Raw genomic sequence first — 25681 nt, forward strand, 5'->3', positions numbered from 1 at the left:
CCTGGCTACAACCGCGCCGATCTCTCGCGTTACGGCGATCAGACCTGGGACCTGTCACCGGGCGTCTTTCGCGATAACGCCAGGCGCTGCCATGTTACCGTGCATTTTGGCAGCATCGAAGACCCAGCCATTGCCGATGCCCTGCGCCAGTTTCTCCATGCGCGGCTCAATGTCGATCTGCCGGGCCATCGCCCCCGGCTTCAGCCGGCAGCGGTGCGGGGTGAGGCCAACCGGGCTCTGCTTTTCTTCAACTTCGTGAAGGCCGACCTTGGGCGCTTCGATCTTGAGCGGGTCGATCAGTCTCTGCTTGACCGCTTTGCCCGTTCGAAGCGCCGTGAGGGGCTACGCCCGGTTGCGGTCGCAGTATTGCTGCGCGTCATCTTTGACCTTCACGAGTTGCGCCGCCACCTTCCAACGGCTCGTCTTCGTATCGATCCGTGGCCCAGGCGCAGCCCGTTCTCGGTCGCCGGTGCCCGGTACATCCCTGGCGAGAACCGGACGCCGCGCATTCCCGAAGAGATCATGACGCCGCTGCTGGCATGGTCGCTGCGCTATGTGACCCACTTCGCGCCCGACATTTTCGCTGCGCGCCGGGAGCTTGAGCGTCTCGAAGCCAGGCGCAGCCGATTGATTGCGCACGAGGCTCATCTCGATCAGGCCGAACGCCGCGCGCGGCAACGGCAACGGCTGACCGCATACCTCACGGGCTTGCGGCGGCAGGGCCGCGGCGTTCCCATCTGGACCGGCTTGTACAACGCTGCTGTCCGCACCGATCCGTTGACCGGCGAGCAGCTGCCACCGATCAACTACCATCTCCTTCATCTCCACGCCGGCGTCGATGCGCAGGAAGAGCCCGCCATGCACCTCAGTCTGACGACCGGTGCACCAGACCTGATCGCTGCCGCCATCACGGAACTCGGCACCGAAGTCGGGGGGATGGATACACCGATTGCCGTGGATCCCGGGACCCTCCAACCCTGGCGCAGCCGGTTCGATGTCAAGGCATTGGCCCTGGAAGAGGTCATGCTACAGGCCGCCGCCTATATTGTTTGCGCCTATCTGTCGGGTATGCGCGACAGCGAGATCCAGGCAATGAAGCGTGGTTGCCTATCCATCGTCAGAGACGAAGACGGCGTTATATTGCGTCACCGCATCAAGTCGGTCGCGTACAAGGGCAAGCGCGGAGGCGGAGAACAAGCGGAGTGGGTTACGATCGCGCCCGTTGCCGACGCGGTCGCTGTGCTCGAGCAGTTGTCCGAGCGGGCCGGACGAGCGCGGGGCACTACGACGCTTTGGCCTGTGCTGTCACTTCGCGCCAACACCAAGACTCATGTCTCTGCCGAGATCGTCCGCCAGCTCAACCGATTTCGTGACCATCTCAACCAGCAGTTTGGATCGCCTGATGCGCCGGTGATTCCTCCACGACCCGATGGCACACCCTGGCGGCTGACCACTCGTCAGTTCCGCCGCACGATTGCCTGGCATATCGCCAACCGGCCCTTCGGGACGATCGCCGGCATGATTCAGTACAAGCACGCCAGTGTTGCCGCCTTCGAAGGCTATGCTGGAAGCAGCCGGTCGGGATTTCGCGGCGAGATTGAAGCCCAGCGTGCGCTCGGCCAAATCGATGACATCCTCGCCTATTTCGACGAGCGGCAAGGTGGTGCCCGCTTGGGTGGCCCTGCCGCGAACCGCGTCGGGACAGGGCTCGATGTCGTCGCAAGCGAGCTGGCGCCGCTGCCCGCCATGATCGCCGATCGGCAGCGCTTGCGCACCATGCTCGCCAGTCTCGCGCGAACACTGCATGTCGGCCCGCTGGCCGACTGCTTCTTCGATCCCGCAACGGCCCTGTGCCTCAACCGGATCACACAGCCCGGCCCGCCAGCACCGATGATTTCGATGTGCGAACCGCTCCGCTGCCCCAACGCCTGCCTCACCGCGCGGCATCGCGCGTCCTGGCAGCGCGGGGCCGACGAAGCGCGCATGCTGCTGCGCGAGAAGCGGCTTCCTGAGCCGCAGCGGGTCACGCTTCAGGCCGAAGTCGCAAGGATCGAGACAGTTCTCGCTCAGATCGTGCCCGGTACCGCCACACCGCCTGCCGGTGTGGCGGGAGAGGAAGAGGAGGCCGGTTTTCGGGTGACGGACTGAAGGAGCGGGAGAGAGTTTCCCTCCGACCGTCGTGGAGACCTGCCATGACCCGATCCTACCCAGCATCGGCGCGCGCCGACGTCTATTCACGCATCACCGCCGAGATCGTTGATGCCATCGAAGCCGGTGCCGGTGACTGGCGCATGCCGTGGCATCACGACGGCGCGGCCACCACCCGTCCGCAGAATGTCACCTCTCGTCGGCGCTATCGGGGCGTCAACGTGCTGGCGCTCTGGATTGCCGCCGAAGCGGCTGCTTATTCCAGCGGTCTGTGGGGCACCTACCGTCAGTGGGCGGCTCTCGGTGCGCAGGTTCGCAAAGGGGAACACGGCACCACGGTCGTATTCTGGAAGCAGGCTACATCGCGCGCCGACGATGATCATTGCGATGGCGAAGCGGGCCCCGGGCGCATGTTCGCCCGCGCGTTCACAGTGTTCAACCTCGCCCAGGTGGAAGGCTACGAGCCAGCGCCGGTCGCGGTCTTGCCCGAGAGCGAACGGTTCGCGCACGCCGAGGCGTTCGTTTCTGCATTGAAGATTCCGGTCACCGAGGGGGCATACGACGCGCATTACCGGATCGATCTCGACCAGATTTTCATGCCGACCTTTGCCACATTCCGCGACGCGTCGGCCCACATGGGCACATTGCTGCACGAATGTGGTCACGCCACTGGCGCAAAGCACCGGCTCGACCGCAACTTCGCCGAACGGTTCAAGCGCGACAGCCTCGCGATCGAGGAGATTTGCGCCGAACTTACCGCATCGTTCGTCCTCGCGGATCTCGGTATCGCCCATCACCCACGGCCCGATCACGCCGCCTACGTCGCGTCCTGGCTGCGCGTGTTCAAGGATGACCCACGTGCGATTTTCACAGCCGCCAGCAAGGCTCAGGCCGCAGCCGACTGGATGCATGCCCAGCAGCCTCAGGCCGAGGAGATGGCGGCGTGAAACAGGTTCGCAAAAATGGCGCAGGAATTCACATTATCGCTGGACTGTCAGGATATGTCGCGGAGATGGCGTCGGCGTTCAGCTGTGCGTCGCTCGGCATCGCGCCGACCGTTCGTCATTCCGACTACATCGCGTCATGGCTGTCGGTGCTGCGCGACGACGAAAAGGCAATCTTCCGTGCTGCCAGTCAGGCGAGCAGGGCGGCGGACTTCCTTTTGGCCTTTGCGAGAGCGGACCAATGAGCGCGCGCATGAACCGCGAGGACCGACTGCGTCTCTGGCGCGCTGAGCGCGCCGTCGACCGGATGGAGGAAATGGACCGCAAGGTCTTTCTCGCCATCCGGGTCGAGGAATTGAGCTATTCGGAAATCGCACAGCGCTTCGGCATCACCGTCGCCGATGTCGAATGGCATTTTGCCGGAAGCCTTCGCGTCCTCATGGTCGCAATGGACGAAAAGGATCCATGGTGGTGGCGTTTCCGGTTTTGAGGACGGCGCGAAGGCCGGATGGCGCTTGCCATCCGGCCTTCGCAATTACAGGGTGATAACAATGAGAACCGATCTCGATCATTTGCCCGCGAACAAACAGCGCGAACTCGAGCGCGTGAAGCAGATCATCTTCGAGGAATTTGCCGACAACATCGCGCTCGCGACAATGAGCTGGAAGAAGAAGGGCCGGATCGACAAGATCATCCTGTACGGCAGCTATGCGCGCGGCGGCTGGGTCGACGAGCCCCACACCGCCAAGGGCTATCGTTCGGACTTCGATCTGCTGATCATCGTCAGCGACAAGCGCCTCACCGACAAGGTCGAGTTTTGGCCCAAGATCGAGGATCGTTTGGACCGCGAGCTGGCGATCGACAAGACGCTGCACACGCCCGTCAACCTCATTATCCACACCATGCAGGAAGTGAACGACGGGCTCGCGCATGGCCGTTATTTCTTCATGGATATCGCGAGGGACGGCGTCGCGCTCTACGAATTCGATGACAAGGAACTGCACAAGCCCAAGCCAAAGACGCCCGATGAGGCGCTCGACATGGCGCAGGAGTATTTTGATGAGTGGATACCCGGCGCAGCGAGTTTCCTAAAAGGGTACCGCTTCTATTTGGAAGAACGAGACTGGAAGAAAGCGGCGTTTCTTCTACATCAGGGCACGGAGAGCCTCTATCACGGCGTTCTTCTGGTCTGCACCTTCTATACGCCGCATGTCCACAATCTGGGCTTTCTGCGTACCCAGGCAGAACGCCTTGATATGCGGCTCGTCGATGTTTGGCCGCGCGAACTGAAATCGGATCGCAGGCACTTCGAGAAGCTCAAGGAAGCCTATGTGAAGGCGCGCTACTCGAAGCACTACCGCATCACCGAAGAGGAATTGCGCTGGCTTGGGGCGCGCGTCGAAGAACTCGGGCGGGTCGTGCATGCCATTTGTTCGGAGCGGCTCGAACAGCTTCGCCGCACGGCTGGGCGACTGCCGCCAGAATAGCGCGGCATGATTTATTCCATTTGCGAGAACTACGTCATTTGTCCGAAAGGGAATGTGGCGCTAAGGGACAACCGAAGTGGTTAGACCTCGAAGGAAAACGCAAATGGAAGATGCCGAAACGCTGGTCACGCTGACCGCCGATATTGTCGCCGCCCACGTCAGCAACAACAGCGTCGCGATTTCGGACATCCCGCTTGTCATCCGGTCAGTGCATGAAGCGCTGTCCGGTCTGTCTTCCAAGGCTGAGCCCGAACCCGAGCCGCAGCAGCCTGCCGTGTCGGTCCGCGCGTCGATCAAACCCGATTATATTGTCTGTCTCGAAGACGGCAAAAAGCTCAAGATGATGCGCCGCCATTTGATGACGCATTATGGCATGACGCCTGAAGATTACCGCGCCAAATGGAACCTGCCGAAGGATTATCCGATGGTCGCGCCCAACTATGCCGAAACGCGCCGTGCACTTGCGAAGCAGATTGGTCTCGGCACCAAGGGGCGCGGCGGGGGCCGTAAGCCCGCAACGCACGGCCGCGCCAAAGCGAAATAGCGCTCGCTACTGCCCGCGATAGGGCTCGCACGCGATCCCGTCATTGTCTGCATCGAGGTCATCGCGATAGCCCGGCTCGCTCCGATAAATCGGTGCCGAGCCAGCTGCGCGCGCGTCGTCGCAGCGTCGCCAATAATCACCCTTTTTCGGTGCGCGCGCACGAGCCATCCCGGTCGCTACCGCCGCGTCACTCGCCGCCGACATTAATTGCGTGCGTCCTTCGGGGGTGGTCGCGGCGGAGCCTAGGCCGACGACCGCGCCGACCACCCCTGCGCCGACGAGAAAATTGACGGCCGAATTCTTCGGCCGGCGTCTCCCTTTATGCTGCTGCCATTGCCGTGCCATGCCCGGATCATGACAGCGGAAGGTAAATCTCCAGTAAGGGAGCCTTACAGGTCGGTCGCTGCTGCATCGAAGGCGCGCTGCCCGCGCCGTCGCCAGAGCAGCAATTGCTGCTCGCGCGCTTCGCTGCGTAGCGTTGCCGCTGCCTCGACGAGCAGGCCGAGCAGGACCGCGCGATCGTCACCGGTCAGCTCGACGAGGTCGGCCTTGGCGATGAGCCCGCCCAGCTCGATCAGCTGGCGCGTGCGCTCGCGGCGCTTCACCTGCCACGCCCGCGTGTCATGCCGCGTCCGCTTCGCCTGCAGGCGGTTGCGCGCTTGAACCGTCCGGCGATGCGCCGCCCGCGCTGCGGCCAGCTCCCTTGCGAGCGCGGGCGCTGTCGCCGCGAAAGAAGCTCGCGCCGCTCTTGCGCCACGTCTCCTTTCGCGTCGCGTCCGCGCCGACCGCGTCGAGCAGCGCGCCCGCGAGCAGCTCGATCGATAGGATGTCCGCGCCTGTCGAAATCACCAGCTCGCCGAGCTGGCTTTGCTTCTTCGTCTTGAGCGCCTTCGCCTTGTCGGTGAGGGCCTGGAGTTCGGCGTCAAAATCGCGGGGTTTGCGCATCGTCTGTCCTTCCATGTTCCTGGGGTCGGACGAACCAGCTATGCCGAGTCTCAATGTCGTTCAAGTAGCTGAAATCTTGTGAGAAGCTGTGATCCCGAGCGCGATAAAATCGTGTGAGGGCGCGCTTATACGTCGTGCCGACGTGCTCGTTTTGCTGTAAATGGATAGCCCTCATGGCGATCTATCATTTCTCGGCAAAAGTCATTTCCCGCGCGGTCGGCAGCAGCGCGGTCGCCGCCGCCGCCTATCGGTCGGCCGATCGGCTGCACGACGAGCGGCTCGGTCGCAGCCATGATTTTTCGAACAAGGCCGGCGTCGTTCACAGTGAGGTGATGCTGCCCGAAGGGGCGGACGAGGGCTGGAAGGATCGCGAGCAACTCTGGAACGATGTTGAGGCGGCCGAGCTTCGCAAGGACGCGCAGCTTGCCCGCGAGATCGAGTTCGCAATCCCGCGCGAAATGACGCAGGAACAGGGGATCGAGCTCGCTCGTGATTTTGTGCAAGCCGAGTTCGTCGATCGCGGCATGATCGCCGATCTCAATGTCCATTGGGACATCGGCGCCGATGGGCTTGCGCGGCCGCACGCGCACGTCATGTTGACGATGCGCGAGATCCGCATTGGCGAGGATGGCAGCGCCGAGTTCGGCGCCAAGGTGCGCGACTGGAACCGCACCGAGCTTCTGACCCATTGGCGCGAAGCTTGGGCAGACCATGTGAACGAGCGCCTCGCGTCGCTCGACATCGACGCACGCGTCGATCATCGCACGTTGGAAGCGCAGGGCATCGACCTCGAGCCGCAGCATAAGATCGGACCCGCGGCGTCGCGGATGGCGGCGGAAGGGTTGGAGGCCGAGCGGCTCGCCGAGCATATCGAGATCGCCCGGTCGAACGGTGATAAGATCATCGTCAATCCCGGCATCGCGCTCGACGCGATCACCCACCGGCAGGCGACGTTCACGAACCGCGACCTTGCGATGTTCGCGCACCGCCACAGCGACGGCAAGGAACAGTTCGACGCCGTCATGTCGGCGGTCAAATCCTCGCCCGACCTCGTTGCGATCGGACGCGACGGGCGCGGCGAGGACCGGTTCACCTCCCGATCGATGATCGAGACCGAGCAGCGGCTCGAACGCGCGATGGCGAAGCTGGAGGCGCGGCGTCATCATGGCGTTGCCGATCGTCATCGCGAACTTGCCTTGTCGCGCGCATTAGAGCGCGGCTTCGATCTCTCCGCCGAGCAGCGCGGCGCGCTTGAGCATGTCACATCGTCGCGGGGCGTCAGTAACGTCATTGGCTATGCCGGAACGGGGAAGAGCGCGATGCTGGGCGTTGCGCGCGAGGTATGGGAAGGCGCGGGTTATCAGGTGCAGGGCGCAGCGCTCTCGGGCATTGCCGCTGAGGGGCTTGAACATGGCTCGGGCATCGGCTCGCGGACGCTCGCGAGCTTGGAGCATCAATGGATCAATGATCGCGAACTGCTGACCGACAAACACATTCTCGTGATCGACGAGGCCGGCATGGTCGGGACGCGTCAGCTTGAACGGATCGTGACCGAAGCGGAGAAGCAGGGCGCCAAGGTCGTGTTGGTCGGGGACCCCGAGCAGCTGCAAGCGATCGAAGCCGGCGCCGCGTTCCGTGCCGCTGCCGAGCGCCATGGCGCCGTCGAAATCATGGACATCCGCCGCCAGCAGGAAGACTGGCAGCGCGAGGCGACGCGCGAGTTGGCGACGGGTCGGACCGGCGATGCGATCGGCCGATACGCCGACGCCGGTTTTGTTCACGTCGCCGAAACGCGCGAAACTGCCCGGACGGAACTCGTCGATGCATGGAATCGCGGTCGGCAGGCGCATCCTGATGCGAGCCGGATTATTCTCACCCATACCAATGATGAAGTGCGAGAGCTCAACGAAGAGGTTCGCGAGCGGCTGAAGGCGGGCGGCGCGCTTGGCAATGAAGTCGCGCTGACGGTCGAGCGGGGCGAGCGCAGCTTTGCGACCGGTGACCGCATCATGTTCCTGAAAAACGAGCGGGACCTTGGGGTCAAGAACGGCTCGCTCGGCACGGTGCAGAGCGCGAGCCCGATGCGCATGGCTGTGATGCTCGACGACGGGCGCAGCGTTGCGTTCGATGTGAAGGATTATGCGCATGTTGATCATGGCTATGCAGCTACGATCCACAAAGCGCAGGGCATGACCGTTGATCGGGTGGCTATGCTCGCGACGCCGGGGGTAGACAGACATTCGACTTACGTTGCGCTGTCCAGGCATCGCGAGCGGGTGGATCTATACTATGGCCGCGACGATTTTGCGAACCAGAACAAGCTCGTTCGCGCGGCGTCACGCGAGCGCGGAAAGGATATGGCAAGCGATTATCGGGCGCAGGATCCGGCTAAGGCGTCCGAGCCCAACCGCGGCATGTTCGACGGGCTGAAGCTCACCGCATCGCGAGAAGCGGTCAGCGAGCCGGCACCCGGGATCAAGCGGGCGGTCAGTCTGGACGAGGTCCATGTGAATGCCCGGGCACTCGATTCCTCGCCAGCGCGAGGCGAACTCGACAAGGCGGTCGAGCGATTTGCGCGGGCGACGAAGCAGATCGTCGATATCCGCCGCGCTGGCGGAAAGGAACTACCGCACGAGATTGACAGCTACCGCAGGGCGTTTCGCGAGCTCGATGCCCAGCGCCCCGGTGGCGCGAGCGATCTACGCGAGGCGTTCGGAAAGAGCTACAAGCTCGCAAGTGACGCGGCCGAAGGACGCACTGCGGGCTCGATCGCGGCGATGGATCGTCAGGACGCAGTCCGGGCCGCCGAGCGCGCGGCGGCCGACCGCGCGGCGCGCGAGCGGGCGCAGCAGGCGGCTGCTGCGAAGCGGCTCGCTGCCGAGGCTGAGAAACGCGCCGAGCTGTTTGTTAACACCTGGAAGAAGCAGAACGCACGGCTAAGAGCGGCGCCGACCTATGCCGCGCGCGACGCGGCGCGCGCCGACCTCAACGACATGGCGAAGAGCCTGCACCGCGACCCGCAGCTCGAGTCGCTGCTCCAGAACCGGCGCGCTCAGCTGGGATTGGACGCTGTGAGAGGAAAATCGCTGTCTCATGATCTCCAGCAATATCTCGGCCGTGGACGGGGTATGGGGATGTCGATGTAAGCTGCTCCCATGACCCGGAAACCTGCCATCACACCGCCGCCAACCGATGCCGCCGCAGCCTTTGAAACGCTCCGTCAGGAAATATCCTTGCAGCGAGCCGCAATCCAAGGACTGACAGCTGCCAAGGAGGCGCTCCCCGACTACTCGCTCACCCTGCGTGACATCGCGTCCCGTCTCGGCAAGGTGGAAGAGCAGATAGAAGGCATAGCGGAGAAGCCGGCGATGCGGCTCACGCCGCGGACGATCACTCTGGAAATACACGAAGCTTTGATGAGCTTCCGGGCCGATGACTCCAAAACGCTGGGGGAGGCTCGCGATACGTTGGCGCGCACGCTCGGGCACGTTGAGGGAATGATCAAGCAGCGCCGCTCGACCGACGAGCAGAACTGGTGGGTCACTTGGGCGGCGACCGGCGGGCTCCTGTGTGGGATGTTCCTGTCCCTCGTCGGCGTGACCCTTTGGGCGTAGGTCCAGCGCCGAACGCAGACGGGTGCGGCTGCTTCACGCCTCGCATTAGAGGTCCTCTTGGCCTCCAAACAGACCCCAAATCAGACTTTTGTTTCTGTCGGTGGCTCAACAGCGATGTCGGCATTGGACATTATTCGCGCACGGCGCTGCGACTAGAGGATTCTCGGGGCAAGCACTAACCTCGTTGATCCTCTTGAATCCACCTTTCATTGTTGCGCAAGACCCGACATATAATTTGTCGGGGGGCGTGCCTTCGCTAGGTCATTGATGCTGCAAAGGGCGATTCGTCGCCTTGAAGACGGCACACCAAGCGATTGGTAGACGTCTGGATTTAAGGGCGTGGCCAAGTGAATGTCTTCGATCTCGATACACATCTTATTAATCGTTACGAGAGCTTTGCCCGATCCTTTACCGATATTCGAAGTGTTGACCTAAAGACTCAGATCAACGCTATTTACGATAGCGGTGCCTTTTGGCCTGAGCCATTGGTCGGCCTCAACCCGCGCTATCGTTCCGGCGGGTCGGTGACGGAACTTGTGGATCATGGCGCTGCGGACGCGATGACCGCCGATGTTTTCTCATTGGGAAATCCGCGGAAGCCAATCACTCTCCATCGCCATCAAGAGCAGGCTTTCCATAAGGCGAAGCTCGCCAAGAATTATATCGTCACCACGGGTACGGGTTCCGGTAAGTCTCTGTGCTTCTTCGTGCCGATAGTAGACCGAATTCTGAGCGCGCGGCGGGCCGGCGAGCCTCGCCGCACCCGCGCGATCGTCATTTATCCCATGAACGCGCTTGCGAATTCTCAGCTGGAGGAACTCGAAAAGTTCATCGGCGAAAGCGATGTGCCCGATCACCTCAAGCCGACATTTGCCCGATACACGGGGCAGGAAAGTGATTCGGACCGGCGGCAGGTTGCCGACAATCCACCCGACATCATCCTTACCAATTTCATGATGCTAGAGCTGCTGATGACGCGGCAGGACAGCCTCGACCGGCAGGTCATTGCCAATATGGAGGGTCTCGAGTTTCTCGTACTAGACGAACTTCATACCTATCGAGGCCGGCAAGGGGCGGATGTCGCAATGCTTGTGCGTCGAGTGCGTGAGCGGATGGGCTCTGCACGAATGCTGTGCATCGGTACATCGGCCACTATGTCTTCGGGCGAAGCGGACAATGGCCGCGACACAGTCGCAAGAGTAGGCACCACGCTGTTTGGCAGCCCAGTGTCGCCCGACGATGTCATCACCGAAACGCTGGACCGCGCTACTGAATGGACTGGTGGCGATGCCGCTTTTGGCAAGGCGCTAGCCGACGCAATAGGCAACCCCGCTGTGTCGGATGACTGGCGTTCAGATGCGCTAGCCATTTGGATCGAACTAAACATCGGTCTCGAAGCTGGCGAGACGTTGAAGCGGCGTACACCTCGGACGCTAACCGACGCGACAGCGGAACTGGCGCGCGAAACCGGGATCGATGCCGAAGCTTGCGCTGCCGCTTTGCGTCAGCGGCTGATATCGATGAGCGCCGTCTCCGCCTCAGGTGGCAGCGCGTTTATGGCGTTTAAGCTTCATCGCTTTCTCGCTGGCGCGGGTCACGCGCACGCGACCCTTGAGCCCGCGGGCGCGCGTCGCGTCCAGCTTTCGGCAGAGCAGTTTGATCGAGAAAAACCTGAGGCAAGGCTCTATCCGCTCTTTTTCTGTCGCCAGTGCGGGCAAGAGGTGCACAGCGTATCAATCGAGCGGTCAGGCCAAGTCGTCGCGCGGTCGATCGACCTGACCGCGAAGGACGACGCTGATCATGACGGCACGATCCACGGGTTTCTCGTTCCTGATGCCGACGGCGACCTAGCTTTCAACGGCGATATTGATTGTTATCCCGATGATTGGACCGAGGAAGGTGCGAAGGGCAGTCGCCTCAAGAGCAGCCATCGCGGCAAGCATGAAGGCCAGCGGTTGGTGCTTGCCCCGGACGGGCAGGGCGCGGCGTCAGGTGTGACGGCTTGGTTCTTCCCCGGCCGGTTCCGCTTCTGTCCGCATTGCCGGTACCAACCGGCGGCGCAAGCGAGGGATATCAACAAGCTCGCCAGCCTGTCGGCCGAAGGGCGAAGCTCGGCAACTACGCTGATCACCACCGCAGCTCTCGATTGGATGGAGTTGGCTAAGACTCCGGAAGAGCGATACCGGCGCAAGCTGCTCGGTTTCACTGACAACCGACAGGACGCGGCGTTGCAATCCGGCCATTTCAACGATTTTGTATTCGTTACGCTGCTGCGTGCCGCCATGCTTCGCGCAATTCGTCAAGCTGGAGCGGAGGGGCTGAGCCACGAACAATTTGGCGACGCGTTGCGCCGCGCGCTCGGCTTCGATCCCGACATGGTTACGCGCCGAGAGGAATGGATGGCAAATCCCGAGGCGAAGGGATTTGCCGCCGTCGAAGAAGCGAAGCGGGCAATAAACCAAGTCCTCGCACATCGGCTATGGAATGATCTCAGGCGCGGATGGCGCTACACAAATCCCAACCTGGACCAGTTGGCGTTGATCGCTGTGCACTATCCCGGGGTCGAGTGGCTGGCCGCCGACGAAAGCGAGTGCGGGCGCGACCCAAATCTTGCTGGCGCTAGCCCCGAAAAGCGGGCGGAAATCTTCCGTTCCTTGTTCGACGCGATGCGACAAGGGTTGGCTATTCAGGTCGATGCTCTTGATCGCATCGCCCTTGAACAAGTCGCGCAAAGATCGCGCGATCATATCAAGGCACCTTGGTCGATCACGCGCGAAGAGGAAGAGCGCGATCTTGCCCGGCAAGGTACGCTCGTCGTCGGAAAACCGGATGGACGGGTCGATCCGGGTACGATCAAAGCGTCAGCGCAAAGCTCGATTGGTCGAGCTCTGGACAAGGCGATGGGCGGCGTGCCTGCAAAAGAGCGCGAGCCGCTTATCCAAGCGATGCTGGAGGCGGCTGAAGCGCACCAAATTGTGCGACGTGTCGGACAGGGCGGCTGGCGTTTGGCGCCGGGCTCGATCAGGCTTCACGCGGGCGATGGCCAAGCAAAGTCGGGCCAGGACAATCGTTTCTTCTCTGGCCTCTACGCAGATGTCGCCGAGCGGCTCAGCGAAAGCGGCCGGCTACCGTTCGCGTTCGAGGGCCGCGAGCACACGGCTCAGGTCGACGTGAAAACGCGCCAGTGGCGCGAGGATCGCTTCCGCTACGGAGAGCCGGACAAGAAGCGAATTGGTGAAGCACGAGACGAAATGCTTCAGCGCGGTGAACGTACAGATTTCTTGCCCATGCTGTTTTGTTCGCCGACGATGGAGCTGGGTGTCGATATCTCGCAGCTCAACCTCGTCTTTCTGCGCAACGCGCCTCCCACTCCAGCGAATTACGCACAGCGTGCGGGGCGAGCCGGACGGAGCGGGCAGGCAGCGCTGGTGGTCACTTACTGCGCAGCCCAAAGCCCGCACGACCAATATTATTTCCAGCGGCGAGAGGCGCTTGTGGCGGGTATTGTGAAGGCGCCCGCTATCGATCTCGTCAATTCAGATTTGCTCGCAAGCCATGTCCATGCCGAATGGCTGGCGAGCGTTAGCGAGCCGATCAGCGCTGCGATTCCGGACAATCTGCAAATGGATATCGAAGGCCATCCGGTCGCCGATCGCTTACGTCATGCGCTTGCCGTCGCACGAGAAGACGAGAAGGCGCGTGCGCGGGCGATTGCGGTGGTGCAATCCGCTCTTCCTGCCGAACCGCCCGAAGAGTTGGCTGATGCAGCCAGCTTCGTAGGAACACGCTGGTCGGGGGCGTTTGGTGCATTCGACGCGGCGTTCGCGCGGTGGCGCACGCTGTACCAATCTGCAGTCGCGGAACGTCAGGCGGCAAATGCGATTGCTCAACGTACCGGACTGTCGGCGAAGGATCGAGCGGACGCTCGTAGCCGTTATCTCGCGGCGGACAGACAGGTGCAGTTGCTCGAAACCGGGACCAGTTCGTCGGGATCCGATTTCTACACATACCGCTATCTCGCGACCGAGGGTTTCTTGCCGGGTTACAACTTCCCGCGGCTGCCGCTCTACGCGTTCATCGACCAGGAAAAGGCGTCGGCGGTACTTCAGCGGCCGCGTTTTCTAGCGATTGCCGAGTTCGGTCCGAATGCACTCGTCTATCATGAGGGTAAAGCCTATCGTTGCCATCGTGCAAAGTTGCCTGCTGGCTCACTTGACGAGCAGCAGAATCTGGCCACGCAGACCTTCAACTGCTGCCAATCCTGTGGCGGTGCACATGAGGAAATAACCCAAGAGAGGTGCATGGTGTGCCACGAGCCGCTGAGCAGCGAGGGCCGCATCAAGGATCTGTTCCGGATCGAAAATGTTGACGCGCGGCCCGGCGCGCGAATTACTGCCAACGACGAAGATCGCCAGCGCCGGGGGTTTGAGATTCGGACGGTATTTCGTTGGCGTGCGAGCAGAGAAGGTGAACAGCGACTGTCGCTGACCGCTGACGGGGCTCCGCTGATCGAGGTACGCTACGGCCCACAGACCCGTCTTTCCCGAGTTAATCTCGGTCTTCGTCGTCGCGCTGAGAAGGAAGCCATCGGCTTCGATATCGATACGGTTTCAGGACGTTGGCTTAAAAACGAGGCGAAGGGCGAAGAGGAGGGTGCCGATCCCGTGAAGGGAACACGCCGCCAGACGATCGTCCCCTTGGTCGAGGATACCAAGAATGCGCTGCTCCTGCGCTTCGATCCGAGTTTGGGCTTATCAAATGAGCAGATGGCGACCCTTCAGCACGCCATTGTTCGCGCTATCGAGGCGGAGCATGTGCTCGAGGCGGGCGAGTTGTTGGGCGAGCCCTTGCCGACGCGAGACGAGCGCAAGGCCCTGCTCTTGTATGAGGCATCGGAGGGCGGCGCAGGCGTTCTCAAGCGTTTGATGGAAGATGCCGGGCGATGGCGGCGGCTGGCGGAAGTCGCGCTCGATCTTATGCACCTGTACCGCTCGGAAGGGTCGCTTGCAGATGATCCCGGGGCCGAGCCGTGCGTAGCGGGCTGTTATCGTTGCCTGCTATCCTACTACAATCAGCCGGATCACCTGCTGATCGATCGGCGTGATGAGACTGTGCAAGGCATTCTGGACCAAATGAGCCGTTGCGCCGTGGTAGTCGGAGAATCGGGGACAGGCGAATCTTGGGCTGAGGCGCTTGCTAGTTGGAATGCACCGTCGCCTGAGGCCGAAACGATCGACGGGACGGTCTACCCGCTGTGCTGGCCGGATCGGATGCTAATGGCGGTGACGTTTCCGCCACCGCCGTCATTGATTGTGCGATGCAAGGATTGGGGACGCGACCTTATCGAGCTGCCCTCGTCGCCGGGCAGCACCATGCCAGCATCGCTGGCCACCGCCCTTGGAGTGACTTCATGAACCCGGCGCAGCTACAGACCGGCGATCTTGTTCGGGCACGAGGCCGCGAATGGATCGTTCTTGGGAAGCCAGCTGAGGGCTTGGTTCGGGTTCGTCCTCTGTCGGGTTCGGAAGAGGATGCCATTACTTTCGCGCCGACGCTGGAGACCAGCCCGATCACAAGCGCGGAGTTCGGGCATCCGACTGTAGACCAAGTTGACACGCAGGAAGCGGCTCAATTGCTAGCGGATGGACTACGGCTGTCATTGCGCCGCGGGGCAGGACCCTTCCGCAGCGCGGCGCATCTTGGCGTGGAGCCGCGCGCCTATCAGCTCGTGCCGCTTCTGATGGCGCTGCGCCAGGATGTAAAGCGGCTGCTGATTGCCGACGATGTCGGCATCGGAAAAACAATCGAAGCAGGAATGATTCTTCGCGAGATGATCGATCGCGGCGAAGTTGATCGCTTCACCGTTTTGTGTCCGCCCCATCTGGTCGAACAATGGGTTGAGGAGCTCGCGACCAAGTTCGACATCGATGCCGTCGCGGTAACTTCGGCTCGCGCAAGGTCGCTGGAGCGGGGGCTGGCAGTTTCGGAGAGTGTTTTTAACGCCTACCCGGCAACGGTCGTCAGTTTGGACTATATCAAGGCAGAAGGGCGCCGCGCGGAGTTTGTTCGGGCCTGTCCCAACTTCGTGATCGTCGATGAGGCGCATGCGTGCGTCGGCGGCGGGGAAGGGGGCACGCAGCAGCGTTACGCGGTGCTGCGCGAGCTGGCGCAGGATGCCGAGCGCCACCTGCTGCTGCTCACCGCGACCCCGCACAGTGGCGACCAAGAGGCGTTCCAGCGGCTGCTCGGCCTGCTCGACCCCCTGCTCGCCACGCCGGAACACAGCGAGACGTGGCGCCGTCGCCTCGCCCGGCATTTCGTGCAGCGCCGCCGTCCCGACATTCAGGACGCGTGGAACGAAAAGCGCGCCTTCGCCAAGGCTGAAACGGCCGAGCTGCCCTATCAGCTGGTCGGCCAGCATCTCACGTTTCAGGAAGACGTACTCGACTATTGCGTCGGCGTCGCCACGCGGGCGGATGGCGAGCGGGCGCGGCGGCTCGCCTTCTGGGGCACGCTGGCCCTGATGCGCTGCGTCGGGTCGTCGCCCGCGGCCGCCGCAAGCGCGCTGCGCAACCGGCTGGGCGGGATGGCGGAAGAAGCCGCACTCGAACCGGTCCTGATGGATGAGGACGAAGGCACGTTCAGCGACACTGATGTCGAGCCGGGCACCGCGCTCGACGGCGAGGAACGCGACGCGCTCGAAAAACTGATCGCCCAGGCCGATGCGCTGACCGACAAGCCGGACGAAGACCCCAAGCTGCGCGCGCTGATCCGCGAGCTCAAGAAGCTGATCGCCATGGGCGCGCGCCCGGTGGTGTTCTGCCGCTTCATCTCAACCGCCGAGGCGGTGGGCGAGGCGTTGCGCGCCGCGTTCAAAAAATATGATGTGCAGGTCGTCACCGGCCGTCTGACCCCGGAGGAACGCCGCGCACGCGTCGATGCGATGAGCGGCAGCGAGCACCGCATTCTGGTCGCCACCGATTGCCTGTCCGAAGGCATCAACCTGCAGATGCTGTTCAACGCGGTCGTCCATTACGACCTCAACTGGAACCCGACCCGACACCAGCAGCGCGAGGGACGCGTCGATCGGTTCGGTCAGCAATCGCCGACTGTATGGTCGCTGATGATGTTCGGCGAGAATTCGATGATCGACGGCGCGGTGATCGAAGTGATCACAAGCAAGGCCAAACGCATCCGCGAAGCGACCGGCGTCACCGTGCCGGTGCCCGAGGATAGCGCCAGCGTGACGAGCGCGCTGATGCAGGCGATGCTGCTGCGATCGAAATCGCCGCGGGCGCAGGGCGCATTCGATTTCGGCGGGGCGGCACCATCGGTCGAGACGGTGTGGCGCGACGCCGAGGAGAATATGAAGAAGAGCCGCGCGATCTATGCCCAGAACGCGCTGAACCCGGACGAGGTGCTGCCCGAATGGCGGCGGATGCGCGCGCTGAATGGCGGACCGGCGGAAGTCGAGCGCTTCACCCGCCGCGCGTTGAGCCGCATCGCGCAGGGCGGGATCGGCGCGCAGGAGCCGCATTGGCGCGTCAATTACGACCGCCTGCCGCAACGGCTGCGCGAACGGCTTGAGGCGCGCGGGCTGACTGGCAGCCGCCTGATCAGTTTCGAGGATATGCCTCCGCCCGACGTGGCGCATGTCGGGCGCGTCCACCCGCTGGTGGCGATGCTGGCCGAGTCGATGGCAGAGGGCGCGCTCGATCCGCGCGGGGTCGATGGCCCGGTGGCGCTGGGCCGCGCCGGGGCATGGCGCACGCGCGCGGTGAGCAAGCTGACGCACATCCTGTTGCTGCGGCTGCGCTTCACATTGGTGACGAGCGGGCGGCGCACGCTGCTGGCCGAGGAAGCCACCGCGATCGCGTTCGACGGCGCGGGCGAAGTGGCGAGCGGCGAGCCGGCGCTGGCGCTGCTGGAGGCGCAGGCGTCGGGCAATCTCGACCCCGCCATCATCGCACGACAGGTCGAGGCGGCGCGCGCTCGCATGGGCGAGCATGAGGGTGCGACCCGTGCCTATGCCACTTCACGCGCCACAACGCTCGGCGAAGACCATGATCGCGTGAAGGCGGCGACGGCGGGTGCGGGCAGCACCACACAAGTCGCGCCGGTCGGCACGGCGGACGTCATCGGCCTGTATGTCCTGGTCCCGGAGGCGAACTGATGGCGCGCGCCATCAAACGCGCCGCCGAACTCGGCCTAGAAGCGATCACCATCGAAGGCGGGCTGATCGCGCCCGAACAGGTCGCGGCGATCGCCGGCGCGACGCGCGACGCGAAGCTCGCCGCAAGTTACGACGTGCCCAAGGGCTTGACGCTGGCCGACGAAATCTCGCGCTACTTCCGCATCGGCCAGGGTATCTGGCGCGATTATGCGAAGATCGAGGTGCCGACGACGAGCCAGACCGCGGCGTTCGTGCGCGAGCTGCTGGCAGGCGCATTCGGGTTCGGCGACCTAACCGGGCCGGTCGATCGGCAGGACGGCACGCGCCGGTATCGCATCGCGCTGGAAGCCCGTGACGGGCGCGTGCCGATCATTGTCGCGCCGCCATCGTTCGAGGGAACGCGCTTCAACGGCTTCAACCGCGCGCTACCCGAATTCGGCGACGGCAATGAGGGCCGCGCGCGGCGGGCGCCGATCGTGCTGTTGCAGGACTGGCTCAACCATGCCGACCATGCGCTGTGGGGGCTGGTGTTCGCCGGCGACAAGGTGCGGTTGATGCGCGACAATGCCAGCCTGACGCGCGGGGCGTGGATCGAGGCCGATCTGGGCGCGATGTTCCGCGATGAGATGTTTGCAGACTTCACCGCCTGGTGGCTGCTCACCCATGCCAGCCGCTTTGGCAGTGCCGGCACGCTGTCGTCCGCCGCGCCGCTGGAACAGGCGCGGGAGGCGGGGCTGAAAGAGGGCACCGCCGCGCGCGACCGGCTGGGCCGAAATGTCGCGGAGGCGCTGCGCGAACTGGGCGCGGGTCTGATCGAGGCGAACCCGCAACTGCGCGACCAGATCGCCACCGATCCCGCCGCGACGATGCGGTTGTTCGAGGAGCTGTTGCGCACCGTCTATCGCCTGATCTTCCTGGCGGTGGCGGAGGAGCGCGACCTGCTCCACCCGCGCACCACCGGGCGCGACGCGCGCAACCTCTACGCCGACAGCTACAGCTTCGCATTCTGGCGCGCGCGCTCGGCCCGCCGCACGGCGTATGACGCGCACCATGATGCGTGGGAGGGGATGAAGGTCACGCTCGCCGCGCTGGAACAGGGGCAGTCGCTGCTCGGCCTCCCAGCGCTGGGCGGGCTGTTCGCGCGGGGCGGCACGCCGGTGCTGAATGCCGCCAGCATTCCCAATCGCCGCTTCCTTCGCGCGGTGTGGAATTTGGGCTTCGTGCTGATCGACAGCCGGCTGACGCGGATCAACTGGCGCGACATGCGCACCGAAGAGCTAGGCAGCGTCTATGAAGGGTTGCTGGAGCTGCGCCCGTCGCTGAGCATGGCGGGCGAGTTCGAGCTGGCGTCGGTCAAGGGCAATGACCGCAAGACCAGTGGCAGCTATTACACGCCCGACAGCCTGGTCGAAACGCTGCTCGACAGCGCGCTCGACCCGGTGCTGGAGCATGCCGAGGCCAATGGCGGCGCGGACGCCATTCTGAACCTGAAGGTCATCGATCCTGCCTGTGGATCGGGGCACTTTCTACTCGGCGCGGCGCGGCGCATGGCGGGGAAGGTTGCGGCGCTGCGCAACCCCGATGCGCCGGACGAGCAGGCCGCGCTGCGCGATGTCGTCAGCCGCTGCATCCACGGCGTCGATCGCAACCCCATGGCGGTCGAGCTGGCCAAGGTGGCGCTGTGGATCGAGAGTGTGTCGCCGGGGCAGCCGCTGGGCTTTCTCGACGCGAATATTCGCTGCGGCGACGCGCTGCTCGGCGTGTTCGACCTCGACGTGCTGGAGGACGGCGTGCCGGATGCGGCCTACAAGCCGCTGACCGGCGACGACAAGACGGCCGCCAAATATTATGCGCAGCAGAACAAGGCGGCGAAGAAGGGGCAGGGCCAGTTCGACTGGGCCGGCGGTACCGGCGCTATGCCGCCGCGCAAGCTGGCCGCCAACCTCTCCACCATCCGCCGGATGCCCGAGGATACGGTGGGGCAGGTCGAGAAGAAGCGCGAAGCCTATGAGGCGTGGCGGCGCGATCCGGCGCGCTATGCGACGCGCGTCGCGTGCGACCTGTATGTCGCGGCGTTCCTGTTGCCCAAGACCGAGGTGCCGCTCAACCACGGGCGCAACATGGTGCCGACCACGGCGGAGGTGCGGACCAAGTTGGGCGGCGGGCAGGTCTATGGCGCGCTGGAGGCGGCGGCCGTCGATTCCGCAGCGGCGGCGCGTGTCCTGCACTGGCCACTGGCGTTCCCCGATGTAATGTTCGAGCGCGGCGGTTTCGACGTGGTGCTGGGCAACCCGCCATGGGAGCGGATCAAGCTGCAGGAGCAGGAGTTCTTCGCCGGCACGGCGGTGGCCGATGCGCCCAATGCGGCGGCGCGCACGCGGATGATCGCGGAACTGGGCCGCGCCGAGCCGGGGACGCCCGACCGCGCGATGTTCGACGCGTTCCAGATCGCCAAGCGCGTGGCCGAGGCGACCAGCGCCTTTGCCCGCGTGTCGGGCGATGAGGGCGGGCGCTATGCCTATACTGGCACTGGCGACGTCAATACCTATGCGCTGTTCGCGGAGCATTTCTTGAACCTGACGCGCGAGGGCGGGCGGGCGGGGGTGATCGTGCCGACCGGTATCGCCACTGATGCCACGACCGCGCCGTTCTTCGGGCATCTGGTGAGCGATCGGCGGCTGGCCCGTCTGTCCGACTTCGAGAACAGCGGGCCGCTATTTCCCGGCGTCCATCGCAGCTTTAAATTCAGCCTGCTCACCATTTCGGGCGGGGGCGGGAGTGGGGTGCGCGAGGCGCAGTTCGCCTTCTTCCTCACCGATCCCGCGCAGTTGGAGGACGCCCGCCGTCACTTCACCCTGTCTCCGGGCGAGATCGCGCGGATCAATCCGAACAGTCGGACCGCTCCCGTATTTCGCTCGCAAGAGGATGCCCGCCTGACCACTGAGATCTACGGCCGCATGCCTGTGCTAACTGAAGACGGAAGCGGCGAAGGCGGCAATCCGTGGCGGTTCGAATACATGACCAAGATGTTCGATATGGCGGACAGCAGCGCGCTGTTTCGTGATGCCGAGCAGCTCGCTGCCGAGGGCTGGATGCGCGAGGGGAGCGATTGGATCAAATCCTTGCCGGCACGTCAGGATCGCTTTGTCCCACTCTACGAAGCCAAGATGATCGATCTGTTTGATCATCGAGCAGGAAGTTACGAGGGTAGAGCCGATGGTCGCGGATCGCGCGTTCTGCCCGATGTCACGTTGTCTCAACATGCTGATCCGGCGTATGAGGTGACACCCTACTACTGGATCAAATCGCAACTTTTGGAAGATCGGCTAAGCAATCGATCTTGGTCATACCCATTCCTGATTGGCTGGAAAGACGTTACGACGGCAACAACAGAGCGAACGACGATCATTTCTACAATACCACGCTGGGCGGTGGGCCATACGATTCGGATCATGTTTGTGGCCGCCTCTATTGCTCACCCCATCGTGCTGGTAGCGAACCTTTCATCGGTTGTTAGCGACTATGTTGTTCGTCAGAAGCTGAGCTACCTTCATCTGACGGTGGAGATCCTCAAGCAGATACCGGTCCTCCCCCCCACCGCCTACACTGAAGCCGACCTCGCCTTCATCGTGCCGCGCGTGCTGGAGCTGACCTATACCAGCCATGCCATGGCCCCCTTCGCGCTCGATCTTGGCTATGACGGCGCGCCCTTTGCGTGGGACGAGGATCGGCGTGCGCAGCTGCGCGCCGAGCTCGATGCCTGGTATGCGCTCGCTTATGGCCTGACCCGCGACGAGCTGCGCTATGTGCTCGATCCCAAGGACGTGATGGGCGCTGAATACCCATCCGAAACCTTCCGGGTCCTCCAGAAGAACGAGATTGCCAAATATGGCGAGTATCGCACGCAGCGCCTCGTCCTCGCCGCCTATGACGCGCAGGCTGCAGCCGCGCCCGATACGGCCTCGCTCGCAGATGGGCATTGGCAGTGCGCAATCAACGATGAGTTGGACGTGCGTTTGCTCCTTGCCGCTATCGTGAAGCGGATGCGACAGCCCCGTCCGCTTCGCGAGGTGAAGTTCGCATTTCTTTACGCAGCGCAGCCTCATCTGCTGATGCCCCATCTCACTTCCGTGGCAGCAGCGGAGTGGCGGCGGCTTGTCGGCGATGCCGCTGCGCTGCCCGTTTCGGCAAGTGTGCCGTCTTTCTCGGCTTCGCGGCTTGTGCTTTTCGTTCCCGCACAGGCGCAACTCGCGGCGCGGCGAGCATGGCGCTATGATGTCGAATCCGCGACCGTCGATCGGGGAGCCGCAATCTATGACAATCCGCTGCCGCCATGGGCGGAAGGCCGCGCTGACTTCGTTTGGCATGCGCTGCGTTCGATCGATCTCAATGCGGCAACTGCCACGTTGAGCCATATGGAGCAGACCTTCGTTGCCCAAGCCGCCGTTGCCTGATCTGTTCGCTCTGTCGCTCGACGGCTTTCAGCCGACCGGCGGCAATGGACCCCGTCTGTGGATCAGGCGGCTGGTAATCTGGAGCGCGATGAATGAGGCGCCGACCCAAGACATTCCGCTGCGCCCCGGCCTGAACATCGTCTGGTCCCCCGATGCTCAGGGGGAGGCTGGCCACATGGGGCATGGCGGGGGCAAGACCAGCTTCTGCCGCCTAATACGTTATTGTCTAGGTGAGGACAGCTATGGCACCGACGCTCAGCGCCAGCGAATTGCCAATGCGTTGCCTGACGCGCATGTCGGCGCTGAGATCATGCTTGATGGCGAATTGTGGAATGTCATTCGTCCGATAGGCGCTGGTGCCGGAAGCGGCAGGCATTATGCACAAATAGGCGGATCACTGGATCTCTTGGCGAAGGGAGAGATTCCCAACTCGACCGTCAGTCCGCTACGGCAGGCGATCGCGCGCGCAATAATGCCCTCGGCGGCACAACATATGCCAATCGGAAGCAGCCTTGATGACGCTTGGGAATTGGCGCTCGCTTGGCTGACGCGCGATCAGGAATGCCGCCTGCTCGATATCCTCGATTGGCGCGCACCAGAAACCCAGTCGCGCTCTCCCTCTCGAAATATGTCCAAGCCAGACCGCGTCCGGGTGATCCGGCTGCTGCTGAAAGCACTCCAGCAGGGCGAAATTGACGCATTGAGGCGGGCGCAGGGACACAAGCGCAATGCCGAGGAGGCTGCACGGCGTAAACAGCGGGTTGAATGGGTCCGAGATGACGTTGCTCAAAACCTGCAGGATATGTTTGGAGGGGACCCCGGAGAAAATGCCACATTTGACCTATGGGCTGGAAAGGCAACCGCAGCAGCTAGTGCCGAAATGCTGCGCGCCGACCCGCAGATTGACCAGAAGTTGCAGGAGGCGAATAAACTTGTTGAGGACAAGGAAAGTGAGCTCCGGATAATCGAAGACCGCCTCATCGAAATCGATGCTGCGTTGCCAGAGATCTCTTCCAGTATCCAAATGTTCGATGACAAGATGCCGCGGGCGGCATCGAGCGCTCAGGATGCCTCGGATCCTTTATGTCCGACTTGTGGTCAGTCTGTACCACCTGGAGCCCAAGATTTTATCGATCAGCAAAATGCGTTTCTGGAAATGCTTCGCGAAGAGCACGGGAAGGCAATTGAGCGGAAACAGGCGCTGGTCACTGAACAAAATGCGTTGAAACCGGATCGCGCGCTCGCAAATCAGAAGGTTGAACAGGCAAAAGCGGCGCTCAAGTCACTCGAACAGGCCGCCAAAGCGTCGAAGGAAGCGCTCGCTTCGGCGACCGGCTACGTTACGTTGACGAAGCGATATCCCCAATACCTCGCTGAAATCTCCAAGCACGAAGCAGATGCGCAAAGCGAAGCCGCTGCGGAGGCCGGCGAACGAAACTCGGCCGCAGCCATTCGTCAGGCTGCTCAAGGAATTGTGGATCGACTGTCGGTCTTATTCGGTATGACGATACGCTTCCTCGTACCCGAGGGCGCGCAAGGCAGTGTGCAGCTTAATGAAAATGGCATTCAGCCAATGGTTTCTCTGCATGGTGATTTGACAACCGCCGCCGTAGACTCGCTGAAAGTGGTCGCATTCGACTTGGCTGCCCTTTTGTTGACGCTGGAGGGCAAGACCGAATTGCCTGGCTTCTGGTTGCATGACAGCCCCCGCGAGGCAGACTTGGGCCTTGGCATCTACCATCGAATCTTCGAGCTGGCACTGTGGCTTGAGGGTCAGGCTGACAAGCCGCAGTTTCAATACATCCTCACCACCACGACAGCTCCACCTGAGAACCTGCAAGAGCGGCCTTGGACAGTGCTGAAGTTGAGCAGCGCACCACCGGACTCGCGCCTCTTCCGGCAGGATCTTTGAGGCGTGGTCTCGACCCAATCACGCATTCGCGTCATTCCGGCCGGACTCCGTTCCGAACTGAAGGAGGCTGCATTTAACCATGGCTATCGAAGTGAAAACGGTGAGGCTGATGGCTGGCTGTATTTCCGTTCAGATATAAGCGTCCCCGGGGAAATCGGACTGGCAGTAGCAGAGGGCGGCAATGTGTGGTTCCTTTCTGTAGGACATCCCGGCGTTGCTGCAGAATTGAACGCGCCAGCCACGGTGCCTTTCCCACAGGGAATGCGAGCGGCATTTGCATTCTCAGATCAGAGCGCACTTCGCGACGCGCTGCACCGTACTTATGTACTCTCCTCGACGCTTCCCACGCTACCGCTCCACGAGTTTGAAGCTGCGGTTGCGGGCTTGGGGGACACTGAGGCCGAACGCCTGACGCGAGTTCGCATAGGTCAGGATCATTTCCGCCGCGCTTTACTGGGCTATTGGAACTCGAGGTGCCCGCTAACCGGGATAAGTGAGCCAGAGCTTTTGAGAGCGAGCCATATCGTGCCTTGGGCCGTATGTGAGAGCGACGCGGAGCGGCTCGACGTGCACAACGGGCTACTGCTTGCAGCGCATTGGGATGCAGCGTTTGACGCCGGTTTAGTGAGTTTTTCTGAATCTGGTCAGGCTCTTTTCAAACCGCACTTAGGAGCGGAGGCTCTAATTGCGCTGCGACACCTTGATCTTACGGATGTTCCGCTAACAGCTGAGCACCGGCGTTATCTGTGTTGGCACCGGCGTCGGTATTCGTTTGACTGAACTACCCCGCGAGACGTCGCAGCCCGACAGTCTCGATGATTCCTCCTTCCATTTTTGATTACCCAGACCCACAATTCGAAGCATCGCATGCCGCCGGGGCTATTCTGTAAGCGTGGTCAGGAAACCGCCATCGATTAGCTGTCGCGGGATTTAGCGTCGGCGTAGGCGGCTTTTCCCTGCGCCCTTCGCTTGGCGAGCTTTGCCATGCGTGCGCTGATCTCGTCGGGGCTGATATCGGCGGGGTCGAAGGGTCGGCCATACCATTCGATCATGGATTTGCGTTCGGGATGACGCGGCTTGGACATGGCCTCAAGGAACTCTTCGAACCCTGGTGTGCCACCGACATCTTCGGGCGGGGCTCGCCGTTCGCCATCGACGAAGCGGGGGTAATTGGTGCCGGGAATGGTGGATGAGATCTCTTCGATCTCGATACGATGTCGCCAGTTGTCCCCGAAATCATAGGTGTAGGTGAAGCTGGTGATGCCGCGCTCGGCGAGCTTGCTGATGCGCATATTGGCAGCGTCACGGGTACGGACCATGAAAGCATCGTCATCATCGAAGCGGATGCCATAGGCGGCATCGCCAATGTCGAACTGGAACAGATGGTAGTTCTCGAAGAGCATGCAGGCCTGGATCGCGAGGTGCAGGGTCTTGAGGCTGTTGGTGACGGGAAGTTCGAC

18 protein-coding genes are annotated in these 25681 nt (G+C 62.7%); 13 read left to right on the forward strand and 5 right to left on the reverse strand.

What is annotated here, in order from left to right; all coding sequences use genetic code 11:
- Nucleotides 1-54: 54 nt before the first annotated feature.
- Nucleotides 55-189 carry a hypothetical protein gene (locus JNM03_RS17000; protein WP_294038470.1) on the reverse strand — a complete coding sequence of 45 codons (135 nt, stop codon included), beginning with the start codon at nucleotides 187-189 and terminating at the stop codon, nucleotides 55-57.
- 177 nt (nucleotides 190-366) lie between these two features.
- Here JNM03_RS17000 and JNM03_RS17005 point away from each other — a divergent pair, with 177 nt between their 5' ends.
- The 6 genes from JNM03_RS17005 (at nucleotide 367) to JNM03_RS17030 (ending at nucleotide 5123) form a co-directional block, all read left to right on the forward strand.
- Nucleotides 367-2148, forward strand: coding sequence for an integrase (locus JNM03_RS17005; protein ID WP_367236013.1), 1782 nt, complete (start codon nucleotides 367-369; stop codon nucleotides 2146-2148).
- A gap of 44 nt (nucleotides 2149-2192) precedes the next feature.
- Nucleotides 2193-3095 carry a zincin-like metallopeptidase domain-containing protein gene (locus JNM03_RS17010; protein WP_294038440.1) on the forward strand — a complete coding sequence of 301 codons (903 nt, stop codon included), beginning with the start codon at nucleotides 2193-2195 and terminating at the stop codon, nucleotides 3093-3095.
- Nucleotides 3092-3337 (forward strand): zincin-like metallopeptidase domain-containing protein, encoded by a 246-nt coding sequence (locus tag JNM03_RS17015; RefSeq protein ID WP_294038442.1) that lies wholly within the window; start codon nucleotides 3092-3094, stop codon nucleotides 3335-3337. Before JNM03_RS17010 ends, JNM03_RS17015 begins: the two co-directional genes overlap by 4 nt.
- Before the next feature lie 8 nt (nucleotides 3338-3345).
- Entirely contained in the window at nucleotides 3346-3582 is a 237-nt protein-coding gene (locus tag JNM03_RS17020; RefSeq protein WP_294038444.1) for a sigma factor-like helix-turn-helix DNA-binding protein, read from the forward strand.
- Between the two features lie 61 nt (nucleotides 3583-3643).
- Nucleotides 3644-4579 carry a HEPN domain-containing protein gene (locus JNM03_RS17025; RefSeq protein ID WP_137889265.1) on the forward strand — a complete coding sequence of 312 codons (936 nt, stop codon included), beginning with the start codon at nucleotides 3644-3646 and terminating at the stop codon, nucleotides 4577-4579.
- Between the two features lie 103 nt (nucleotides 4580-4682).
- Complete coding sequence (locus JNM03_RS17030; RefSeq protein WP_294038445.1) at nucleotides 4683-5123, forward strand: MucR family transcriptional regulator; 441 nt, start codon at nucleotides 4683-4685, stop codon at nucleotides 5121-5123.
- Nucleotides 5124-5129: 6 nt separating this feature from the next.
- Here the strand turns inward: JNM03_RS17030 and JNM03_RS17035 are convergent, their stop codons facing one another.
- The 3 genes from JNM03_RS17035 to JNM03_RS17045 are packed head-to-tail and all read right to left on the reverse strand — an operon-like array spanning nucleotide 5130 to nucleotide 6068.
- The gene (locus JNM03_RS17035; RefSeq protein WP_294038446.1) at nucleotides 5130-5468 is read right to left on the reverse strand and encodes an excalibur calcium-binding domain-containing protein; all 339 of its coding nucleotides are present in this window, start codon (nucleotides 5466-5468) and stop codon (nucleotides 5130-5132) included.
- Between the two features lie 44 nt (nucleotides 5469-5512).
- Entirely contained in the window at nucleotides 5513-5728 is a 216-nt protein-coding gene (locus tag JNM03_RS17040; protein ID WP_058802007.1) for a conjugal transfer protein TraD, read from the reverse strand.
- A 16-nt stretch (nucleotides 5729-5744) separates the two neighbouring features.
- Nucleotides 5745-6068, reverse strand: a complete 324-nt coding sequence (locus JNM03_RS17045) for a conjugal transfer protein TraD (RefSeq protein WP_152998625.1) — start codon at nucleotides 6066-6068, stop codon at nucleotides 5745-5747.
- Between the two features lie 173 nt (nucleotides 6069-6241).
- On the opposite strand from JNM03_RS17045, the gene traA reads away from it, so the two are divergent.
- The 7 genes from traA (at nucleotide 6242) to JNM03_RS17080 (ending at nucleotide 25001) form a co-directional block, all read left to right on the forward strand.
- Nucleotides 6242-9214: a Ti-type conjugative transfer relaxase TraA gene (gene traA, locus JNM03_RS17050; RefSeq protein WP_294038450.1), complete on the forward strand. Its 2973-nt coding sequence runs from the start codon at nucleotides 6242-6244 to the stop codon at nucleotides 9212-9214.
- A gap of 9 nt (nucleotides 9215-9223) precedes the next feature.
- Nucleotides 9224-9682 carry a DUF6118 family protein gene (locus JNM03_RS17055; RefSeq protein ID WP_294038452.1) on the forward strand — a complete coding sequence of 153 codons (459 nt, stop codon included), beginning with the start codon at nucleotides 9224-9226 and terminating at the stop codon, nucleotides 9680-9682.
- 347 nt (nucleotides 9683-10029) lie between these two features.
- Nucleotides 10030-15096, forward strand: coding sequence for a DEAD/DEAH box helicase (locus JNM03_RS17060; protein WP_294038454.1), 5067 nt, complete (start codon nucleotides 10030-10032; stop codon nucleotides 15094-15096).
- Between the two features lie 245 nt (nucleotides 15097-15341).
- Complete coding sequence (locus tag JNM03_RS17065; protein ID WP_294038455.1) at nucleotides 15342-17855, forward strand: DEAD/DEAH box helicase; 2514 nt, start codon at nucleotides 15342-15344, stop codon at nucleotides 17853-17855.
- A complete protein-coding gene (locus JNM03_RS17070) occupies nucleotides 17855-22309 on the forward strand; it encodes an N-6 DNA methylase (protein WP_294038456.1) in 4455 nt (1484 codons plus the stop codon). Before JNM03_RS17065 ends, JNM03_RS17070 begins: the two co-directional genes overlap by 1 nt.
- Entirely contained in the window at nucleotides 22287-24221 is a 1935-nt protein-coding gene (locus JNM03_RS17075; RefSeq protein WP_294038458.1) for a hypothetical protein, read from the forward strand. Before JNM03_RS17070 ends, JNM03_RS17075 begins: the two co-directional genes overlap by 23 nt.
- Before the next feature lie 3 nt (nucleotides 24222-24224).
- Complete coding sequence (locus JNM03_RS17080; protein WP_294038460.1) at nucleotides 24225-25001, forward strand: HNH endonuclease; 777 nt, start codon at nucleotides 24225-24227, stop codon at nucleotides 24999-25001.
- Between the two features lie 134 nt (nucleotides 25002-25135).
- Here JNM03_RS17080 and JNM03_RS17085 read toward each other — a convergent pair.
- Nucleotides 25136-25681, reverse strand: a 546-nt coding sequence (locus JNM03_RS17085) for a plasmid pRiA4b ORF-3 family protein (protein ID WP_294038462.1), incomplete at its 5' end; no start/stop codon positions are given.

The organism is Sphingopyxis sp. (genome assembly GCF_016793825.1).
Taxonomy (GTDB): domain Bacteria; phylum Pseudomonadota; class Alphaproteobacteria; order Sphingomonadales; family Sphingomonadaceae; genus Sphingopyxis.